Annotated in this window: 8 protein-coding genes; 7 read left to right on the top strand and 1 reads right to left on the bottom strand. The window is 44.8% G+C overall.

The annotated features are described in order from the left end of the window. From ACP45E_RS06415 to phnE (ACP45E_RS06385), 7 genes are all read left to right on the top strand, one after another. On the top strand, positions 1-613 hold a 613-nt coding region (locus tag ACP45E_RS06415; RefSeq protein WP_141707243.1), incomplete at its 5' end, for a sensor histidine kinase. Beyond that, positions 610-1965, top strand: a complete 1356-nt coding sequence (locus ACP45E_RS06410; protein WP_017037003.1) for a sigma-54-dependent transcriptional regulator — start codon at positions 610-612, stop codon at positions 1963-1965. The genes ACP45E_RS06415 and ACP45E_RS06410, both read left to right, overlap by 4 nt. A gap of 340 nt (positions 1966-2305) precedes the next feature. Beyond that, positions 2306-3526, top strand: a complete 1221-nt coding sequence (locus ACP45E_RS06405; RefSeq protein WP_017035257.1) for a glycerophosphodiester phosphodiesterase family protein — start codon at positions 2306-2308, stop codon at positions 3524-3526. A 348-nt stretch (positions 3527-3874) separates the two neighbouring features. Then, positions 3875-4915: a phosphate/phosphite/phosphonate ABC transporter substrate-binding protein gene (gene phnD, locus ACP45E_RS06400; protein ID WP_017035259.1), complete on the top strand. Its 1041-nt coding sequence runs from the start codon at positions 3875-3877 to the stop codon at positions 4913-4915. Positions 4916-5006: 91 nt separating this feature from the next. Continuing rightward, positions 5007-5777 carry a phosphonate ABC transporter ATP-binding protein gene (gene phnC / locus ACP45E_RS06395; protein WP_017035260.1) on the top strand — a complete coding sequence of 257 codons (771 nt, stop codon included), beginning with the start codon at positions 5007-5009 and terminating at the stop codon, positions 5775-5777. Continuing rightward, positions 5765-6592, top strand: a complete 828-nt coding sequence (gene phnE, locus ACP45E_RS06390) for a phosphonate ABC transporter, permease protein PhnE (protein WP_017037002.1) — start codon at positions 5765-5767, stop codon at positions 6590-6592. Before phnC ends, phnE (ACP45E_RS06390) begins: the two co-directional genes overlap by 13 nt. Continuing rightward, positions 6592-7395 carry a phosphonate ABC transporter, permease protein PhnE gene (gene phnE, locus ACP45E_RS06385; protein WP_017035262.1) on the top strand — a complete coding sequence of 268 codons (804 nt, stop codon included), beginning with the start codon at positions 6592-6594 and terminating at the stop codon, positions 7393-7395. The genes phnE (ACP45E_RS06390) and phnE (ACP45E_RS06385) overlap by 1 nt, the downstream gene beginning before the upstream one ends. 76 nt (positions 7396-7471) lie before the next feature. Here the strand turns inward: phnE (ACP45E_RS06385) and ACP45E_RS06380 are convergent, their stop codons facing one another. Continuing rightward, on the bottom strand, positions 7472-8317 hold the full coding sequence (locus tag ACP45E_RS06380; protein ID WP_017035263.1) for an ion transporter: 846 nt from the start codon (positions 8315-8317) through the stop codon (positions 7472-7474). Positions 8318-8609: the final 292 nt, after the last annotated feature.

Here is an 8609-nt window from a genome sequence, read left to right as displayed (position 1 = left end):
GACAGCCGTCAATAGTCACGTTCGCAGTGCTCAGTTATGGTTAGAGAGAGAACGGTCAGATAAGGCCGTAGCCAATTTGCATAAAATTGAACGGTTGCTCGAAAAAATTGCGGCGATTACCGGCCATTTAAAAGCGTTTGCGCGCAAAAGCGATGGGAAAATAGAAAATGTGGTGTTGTCGAACGTCATTGAGGATGCAATAGAGCTGTTTGAAACCCGACAAAATACCTTGTCGATTGATTACCTAAAACAAACAGAGCTTAACGTTCGAGCGAATCGCATTCGACTAGAGCAAGTATTAGTGAATCTCATCAGTAATGCGTTAGACGCCGTTGAGCACTGTGATCATCCTCGCCTTGAAATATCAGTAAAAGCGTTTCCAGCGACGGTTGAAATTTCAGTGCGTGATAATGGTCTAGGCATCCCCAAAGATGAACTGCCTTTTTTGTTTGACCCCTTCTATACCCGCAAAACCACGAGCAAAGGGCTTGGGCTAGGTTTGTCTATTGCATACAACATAATCAAAGACTTTGGCGGTTCGATTCGTGTTGAATCAATTGAGTACCAAGGTTCAGAATTTATCGTCACCCTTCCAAAAGGCACACACTTATGACTCCCCAAAAACACATAGTCCTCATTGATGATGAAATAGACGTCATCGAAGCCATGAGCGAAATGCTGGAGCTTGAAGGCTTTAGCGTGACACCGTTTACGGACCCAAATGTCGGCCTCAAATCACTGAATGCGAATTGCCAATCGGTGGTGTTGTGTGACGTACGAATGCCCAAAGTGGATGGATTAACGTTATTGAGTTCCATTCAAAATCGCGCGCCGAATGTTCCAGTGCTGCTAATGAGTGGGCATGGCGATATTCCGATGGCGATAGAAGCGATGAAAGCGGGGGCATTTGATTTTTTAGAAAAACCATTGAACCCGGGGGAGCTTGTCGAAAAACTCGATCTGGCATTGATTCAAAGCCAGCAAAATCGACCGAAAACTCGCGATGATGGGGAAGTGGTCGAATGGCCAATTGAATCGGTTGTGATTGGTCAATCAAAAGAAATCGATAACATTCGCAAGCAAGTGTTGGCCTTGTCTCGTACCGGAGTTGATACCATTATTAATGGTGAAACAGGGACAGGCAAAGAAGTCATTGCACGGGCTTTACACCAGTTCAGTCGCCGAAAATCTAAGCCATTTGTGGCGATTAACTGTGGCGGTATGACGGAAAGCATTATTGAAAGTGAGCTGTTCGGTCATGAAGCGGGTTCGTTTACCAGTGCGAACAAAAAGCGAATTGGAAAAATTGAACAAGCCAATGGTGGGACACTGTTTCTTGATGAAATAGAAAGCATGCCAATGGCGGTACAAATCAAATTACTGCGCGTGATACAAGAACGCATGATTGAGCGTGTGGGTGGGAATGAACTGATTTCCGTCGATATCGTCGTTGTCGCTGCGAGCAAAACGGATTTAGCGAACTTAAGTGAATCCGGTGGTTTTCGTTCAGATCTCTTCTATCGCCTTAATATTGCGAGCTTAAACTTACCCGCACTTCGCCATAGAAAAGAAGACATTCAGGTACTCTTTCGACACTTTGTGATTCAAGCCAGTCAAAAGTACAAAACACGTCCGTCGACGATTTATCCCGAACAAATTCAGCAGTTATGTCGGCACGAATGGCCGGGGAATGTTCGCGAATTAAGGAACGTCGCTGAGCGATTTGTGTTAGGCATTGTGGGGGATGGTTTTGATTTGCAGTCACCCATTTGTGAGGCGTCGGGTGAGGATTTTGCGTTTGAAAAGCAGATGGAGCATTACGAAAGAAACGTCTTGATGGAAGCGTTAATTGAAACCTCAGGCAATATTAACGAAGTGTCTAGCAAGTTGAATCTGCCCCGTAAAACCCTTTACCGGAAAATGAAAAAGCATCAACTGGATAAAGACAGTTTCAAAATGTCATAACCTATGTTTTCTAAGATTGTTTTCCAAAACTCCTTAATGACTGGTCATCCCAATGACGTCAGCGAAACGACTTGCATGGCGAAATGAGTTGAGTATTCAGTCAGCGATTAACAGGGACAAGAATGACTCATTTAAAAGTGGTATGAATAAAGAATATATTCAACTTATTGTAATAAAAGACTTTTAGTATTTGGCACAATGCGTGCAATCCCTACGCAGTGGCTTGAGTCCACATGAGGTCATTTCGGGGTATAGCCAAAGCGTACGCGACGGTTATCCAGCACCGAGTGGCTGAATAAGGAAATGAGAAAATAATTGCTTGTTGCAAGGAGATACAAACATGAAGCAAATACTGAAAGGTTCTATTGCACTGATACTTGGCGTGAGTTCAATAACGGCATGGGCTGCGCAAGAGTCAGCAGACTTAGGTCCTCGTCCACTCTTTTTAGTCAACAATATGGACGAGAGCCCTTTGAAAACGAAGCTGCTGAGTTGCAGTGAAGGGCCTTTTCATCGTAGCGATTTTTCTATTGGGCATCGCGGAGCGGCCATGCAGTTTCCAGAGCACACGAAAGAATCGTACTTAGCGGCGATTCAAATGGGCGCGGGCGTCGTGGAGTGTGATGTTACGTTTACAAAAGATAAAGCCTTGGTATGTCGTCACTCACAAAGTGATTTGCACACAACGACGGATGTCTTAGCTCATCCAGACCTTGCGAAGAAGTGTTCGACGCCATTTACACCGGCTAACCCCGTGACTGGCGAAGATGCCAAAGCGGAATGTCGCACCTCTGATTTCACTCTTGCTGAGTTTAAGACGCTGAAAGGGAAGATGGATGGTGCAAACCCTAAAGCAACCACGGTTGAAGAGTACATGAATGGGACTCCGGGCTGGAGAACTGACCTTTATAGTCAAAGCGGCACATTAATGACTCATGCTGAAAGTGCGGCGTTATTTAAAGAGTATGGTGTGAAAGTGACGCCTGAGCTTAAATCGGCGGATGTAGAAATGCCTTTCAACGGGTTTACTCAAGAGATGTATGCACAAAAGCTGGTGGATGAACTGAAAGACGCAGGTTTTGAGCCTTCTGATACTTACTTGCAATCATTCAACCTTGACGATGTGAAGTACTGGATCAACGAAAACCCTAAATTCGGTAAACAAGCCGTTTATCTGGATGATCGTGTTTATGAGCAAGCTGACTTTGTTGCCTCTGTAGAGAATATGAAAGAGCTGCACGATGCAGGTGTAAAAATCATCGCACCCCCTCTATTTGCTTTGGTCGATCTCGATGAGAACAATGAACTGGTGGCATCTAACTACGCGAAGCTAGCGAAGGGTGCTGATCTGGATATCATTGCATGGACCCTAGAGCGTTCAGGCTCGCTTGCACAAGGTGGTGGTTGGTATTACCAAAGTGTTAAGCAAGGGATTAACAATGATGGCGATATGATGAAAATGCTCGATGTATTGGCACAAGATGTTGGTGTGTTAGGGGTGTTCAGTGATTGGCCAGCAACCGTCACTTACTACGCTAACTGCATGGACAGTGAGGCTTAGGGGATGTATTAGGCCCGTCGCTATTTAGAGGCATTTCTGTGCGTGGCCGAGTAGACAAATTTTCAAGAAAAAGAAAGAGAAAAAGCAGTGAACCAAAGAGCCTTCGGGCTCTTTTTTTGCCTTTGAACTTAAGGAGCTTGAATCTATGTACCTTGTATTTTTAAGGACTGGCTTTTGAGGACAATAATGACCCAAATGAAGGTCATTTAATTGGACAGCAATGACACAAAGTTTCTTTGATATTCTTTGTGCTTGGTTAAATAATTGAAAATAAAAGGATAAAAACATGGCACAAACTCTGCAATAACGATGGTGACTTTCAACAATAAGTAAAAATAAGGTTTAAATATGAAAATCAGTGTTAAAGGACTGTTAATCGCTAGCTCATTACTACTCCCTTCATTGGCTATGGCAAGCGACTGCTCTAGCCGTGGTGTGTTAGACGATCGATACTGTGACGAAAACCAAGATCTAGTGGCTGATTCACCGAAGAATCCAGATGAGTGGAACGATCCAAGTACGCTGGTGTTTACCTACACGCCAGTTGAAGACCCTGCATTGTACAAAGACGCGTTTGCAGATTTCCAAGCTCACCTCAGTAAGATTACTGGCAAGCGAGTGATTTACTACACGGTTCACTCTAATTCTGCACAAGTAGAAGCGATGCGTTCTGGTCGTCTTCACGTTGCTGGCTTCTCGACAGGCCCAACGGGTTATGCCGTTAACCTAGCGGGTTACGTACCCATTGCAGTGAAAGGTGACGAGTCGGGTTTTCAAGGCTATAACCTCATCACTATTGTACGCAAAGACAGTGGCATCGATACGATGGCTGATCTAAAAGGTAAAAAGGTTGCACACACATCTGCCTCTTCCAACTCTGGCAACCTTGCACCACGTGCGCTCTTTCCTGCTGAAGGGTTAGTACCCGATGAAGACTACAAAGTACTTTACTCTGGTAAACACGACCAATCTATTTTGGGTGTGTTCAATGGCGACTACGATGCGGCACCAGTGGCATCTGATGTCTACGATCGTATGGTAGCCGCTGGTCGTGTAGACGATTCTGTATTGAAAATCATTTACCGCAGCCCACGATTCCCTACCTCGGCATTCGGTTACGCTCATAACCTAAAACCAGAACTGGTAGACAAAATTAACGAAGCCTTCTTCAGCTACCGTTTCACACCTGAAATGAGAGCATCATTCAAAGGTGCGGATCGCTTCTCACCGATTTCTTACCAAGAAGAATGGGGTGTTATCCGCGATATCGCTCATGCAACGGGCACGGCTTATACCAAAGCAGGATTGAAAAAACTGGCTGAAAAAGATGCGGCTAAACGTGCCAAGAAAAAGGCGGCAGAGTTAGCAAAACAAGCCAATAGCCAGTAGTTCTCGTCTTCACCTAATCCAACACTCTAAAAATCTATGCCCTGACCGGTAGGGCATAGTTCATCTTAATATTTGTACAAGGAAATGCAGTATGGCCGAAGTAAGCTGTGACGGAATAAAGATCAACAATCTTTATCATGAATATGTGGCAGGAAAGCCAATCCTTAAAGGCATCAACATTGATGTTAAAGAACCAGGAATTATTGCGATTATTGGGCCTTCAGGAACGGGGAAAAGTACGCTTTTACGTTGTATCAATCGTCTGAATGATCCTAGCCAAGGTGAAATCATATTTGATGGTACGGATCTCACGCAACTTAAAGGACAAGCGCTTCGCAAGGAGCGTCGTCATATCGGTATGGTGTTCCAGGAGTACAACTTAGTAGAGCGCCTAACGGTCCTTGAAAACGTGTTAAGCGGGCGCTTAGGCTACATGACGGCATGGAATGCATGGCGTCGTAATTACTCGGAAAAAGATCTCGAGAAAGCCTTTGAACTGCTTGAATTTGTTGGCTTACAAGACTTTGCTAACCAACGTGCCGATAGCTTATCAGGAGGCCAGAGACAACGTGTTGGTATCGCGCGTGCCGTCATGCAAGACCCTTATATTCTGTTGGCCGATGAACCTACATCGTCACTTGATCCTAAAACCGCGGTTGAGATTATGGAACTCATGGAGACGTTCGCCGAGCAGAAAAACATTCCGGTTTTGGTGAACATCCACGATGTGAATTTGGCGAAACGTTACGCAAAGCGCATCATCGGTATGTGTAATGGCAAGGTTCATTACGATGGTAGCCCTGAGGGTATTTCAGAAGACGATCTGAAGATCATTTACGGGGGCGAGTCATGGCTGAATTAACCCCAAGCCCTTTGACAAGCGGGCCTTCTTCTAACGGCACTTCTATTGATCGTAAAAATCCGTTCAAGGTGTCTTGGCTTAATCGTGCCATTATCGCAGCGGTTGTAGGCTACCTATTTTATAGCGTATCGATGCTTGGTCTAACCGTTGACCGTTTGGTAATAGGTTTTGGTGAAAGTGAACGACTTTTATCGCGCATGTTTCCGCCTGATTTTTCTCGTTCAAGTTTATTACTGAGCGGTCTTGCCGAAAGTCTGCAAATCGCTATTATTTCGAGCTTCTTTGGGATCCTCATTTCACTGTTTCTGGGGTTGCTCGCGGCTCGAAATATGATGCCTTCTCTTGTTTCAACGCCTGTGCGTGGCTTTATTGCTTTATGCCGTTCTTTCCATCCGGTGATCATCGCCATCTTGTTTGTTAAAGCGGTGGGTTTTGGTGCTTTAGCGGGCATTCTTACCTTAGTGTTTGCGTCGATTGGCTTTATTGCCAAGCTGTTTGCGGAGTCCATTGAAGAGATTTCGTTTAAACCAGTCGAGGCGATTAGAGCGACGGGTGCGAGCTTCGCCAGTGTCATCTTGTATGCGGTCATGCCTCAAGTCTTTTCGCGTTTTATTGGCTTTGCAAGTTACCAGTTAGACTCCAATTTACGTAACTCAACGATGGTCGGTATTGTAGGAGCCGGAGGGTTAGGAGGGACGCTGTTCTCTGCTTTCCAACGTTTTGACTATGATTTTGTGGCCGCCATTTTGATCACTATCATCGCATTGATTTTAGTCGGTGAGTTTCTTTCTAATATTGTTAGGAGAGTGTTTTAATGACAACCGCCTCTATCGATAAAGAGTGGCAACGCTTCACGCCTAGTGAGCGCATTGCCCGGTTCGCTATTTACTTCAGCTTAGTCTGTGCGATTGTGTGGTCGTGGCAGACCGTGGAAGTGATTCCTGAGTTCTTGTATGACGCACCTGCGCAGTTTGCTGACATGTTTCAGAGAATGGTTCCATTGGACTATGCTTTTTATCCTGAATCGATTCACGCTGCGATGATTGAGACGCTCAATATTGCCACATTGGGGACGCTGTTTACCCTGATATTTGCGATTCCTTTGGCGTTACTGAATGCGCCAAATATTACACAAAATAAAGTGTTAAATTGGGTCGCTCAATTTTTCCTTGTGGCTTCCCGTTCGGTCAATTCACTGGTTTGGGCTTTGTTGTTTATCGCACTGTTCGGCCCTGGCGTTCTTGCTGGTGTGATGGCGATTGCCATTCGTAGTATAGGGTTTGTCGGGAAGCTGTTGGGGGAAGCACTTGCTGAAGTCAATATGGGGCCAATTGAAGCGCTCCGTGCGACGGGTGCTTCATGGATGAGTGTCATATTGAAAGGGTACTGGCCTCAAGTTATGCCTGCTTTTTACTCTATTGTTTTGTTCCGTTGGGACATCAATGTTCGAGAGTCTGCCGTATTAGGGTTGGTTGGCGCTGGTGGCATTGGTGTGGTGCTTAATGACGCACAAAACTTGTTTGAATGGCAGAAAGTATCGATGGTGCTGTTGAGTATTTTTGTGGTGGTCATTATTGCAGAAGCCGTGGTCATCCACATTCGAAACAAATTGATCTAGTTTTTGCTTCCTAAACACAACCATCAGATAAAACGGCTAGAGCTCAGTGACTCGATTAGCCGTTTTATCTTTTGGATCAAGATTGTCCATTTTTTTGTTTCAGCAGTGCCTTGATCTCAGAAAGCTCTTTTTGCAATGATTCGACTTGCTTGTGTGTCGCGAATATTTGTCTTGGTTCATGGTCCGGAGTCAGCAAGGGCATATCCGAGTCTTTGTCTTGCTCGGCTATAGCATGCTCAGCGGTCATGGTTTCGATCACCACACCGATCATCATGTTGAGAAAGACAAACGCAGTCAGAAAGATAAAAGTAAGATAGTAAAACCAGCTCATTGAGTAGACAGCCATGGTTTCATACATGACGTCTGTCCAGTCTTCAAACGTAGCAACACGGAATAACGTCAACATTGAAATTGAAACGTCTCCCCATAACACCTCGTTGATGTCAGAAAAAACTAAGCTGCCAATCACTGCGTAGATGTAGAAGATGATGAACATCAACACGGCGATATAGCCCATCTTTGGAATCGCTTTAAATAGAGCGTTTATCAGAATCTTGAGCTGAGGTATCGCGGACACCAGTCGAAGCACGCGAAATACACGCAATAGTCGCGCAATGAGAATACCTTGCCCAGCGGTCGGTATCAGGCTACCAATAACGATAATTGCATCGAACCAGTTCCACCCACTTTTAAAAAAATCCCATTTATTTTTGTAAGAGAAGAAGTTGATGACAAGCTCAACGAGGAAAAATAGCAAAATGAACTTATCGAGCCAGTAAATAGCCACGTTGAAACTTTCAGGAAGCTCAAACGTATTAGCACCGATGGTGAGCGCAGCAAGGACGATGACCAGAACAGTAATGGCTTGGAAGTATTTGTTGTTATTAATGGCGGTCAAACGCACGTGCAATGAAGAAAACATGGATACAAACCCTTTTACTAAGACGATACCTAGAGTGATAAATCTGTTCGAGAAAACATTCTAGCGTTCGAATATTACATGGCTAGCGGGCGCTGTAAATAGGTAGTGAACCACATAATAGTAAGCAAATAAAAACGCCCAGAGTCAGTGACACTAGGCGTCTTGGTCAGAGTGAACCACGATGAGCGTGAAGGAAACACGCTTTAATTTGTCGTTAATGCTGAATGAAAAAGTTTACAGCTCGCCAACGGTAGCCCATACAGCCGCGAGCATATCATGGCCGAATTTAACA

Source organism: Vibrio genomosp. F10 str. 9ZD137, from assembly GCF_049974785.1.
Classification (GTDB): domain Bacteria; phylum Pseudomonadota; class Gammaproteobacteria; order Enterobacterales; family Vibrionaceae; genus Vibrio.
This window is presented reverse-complemented; position numbering and strand designations above follow the sequence as displayed.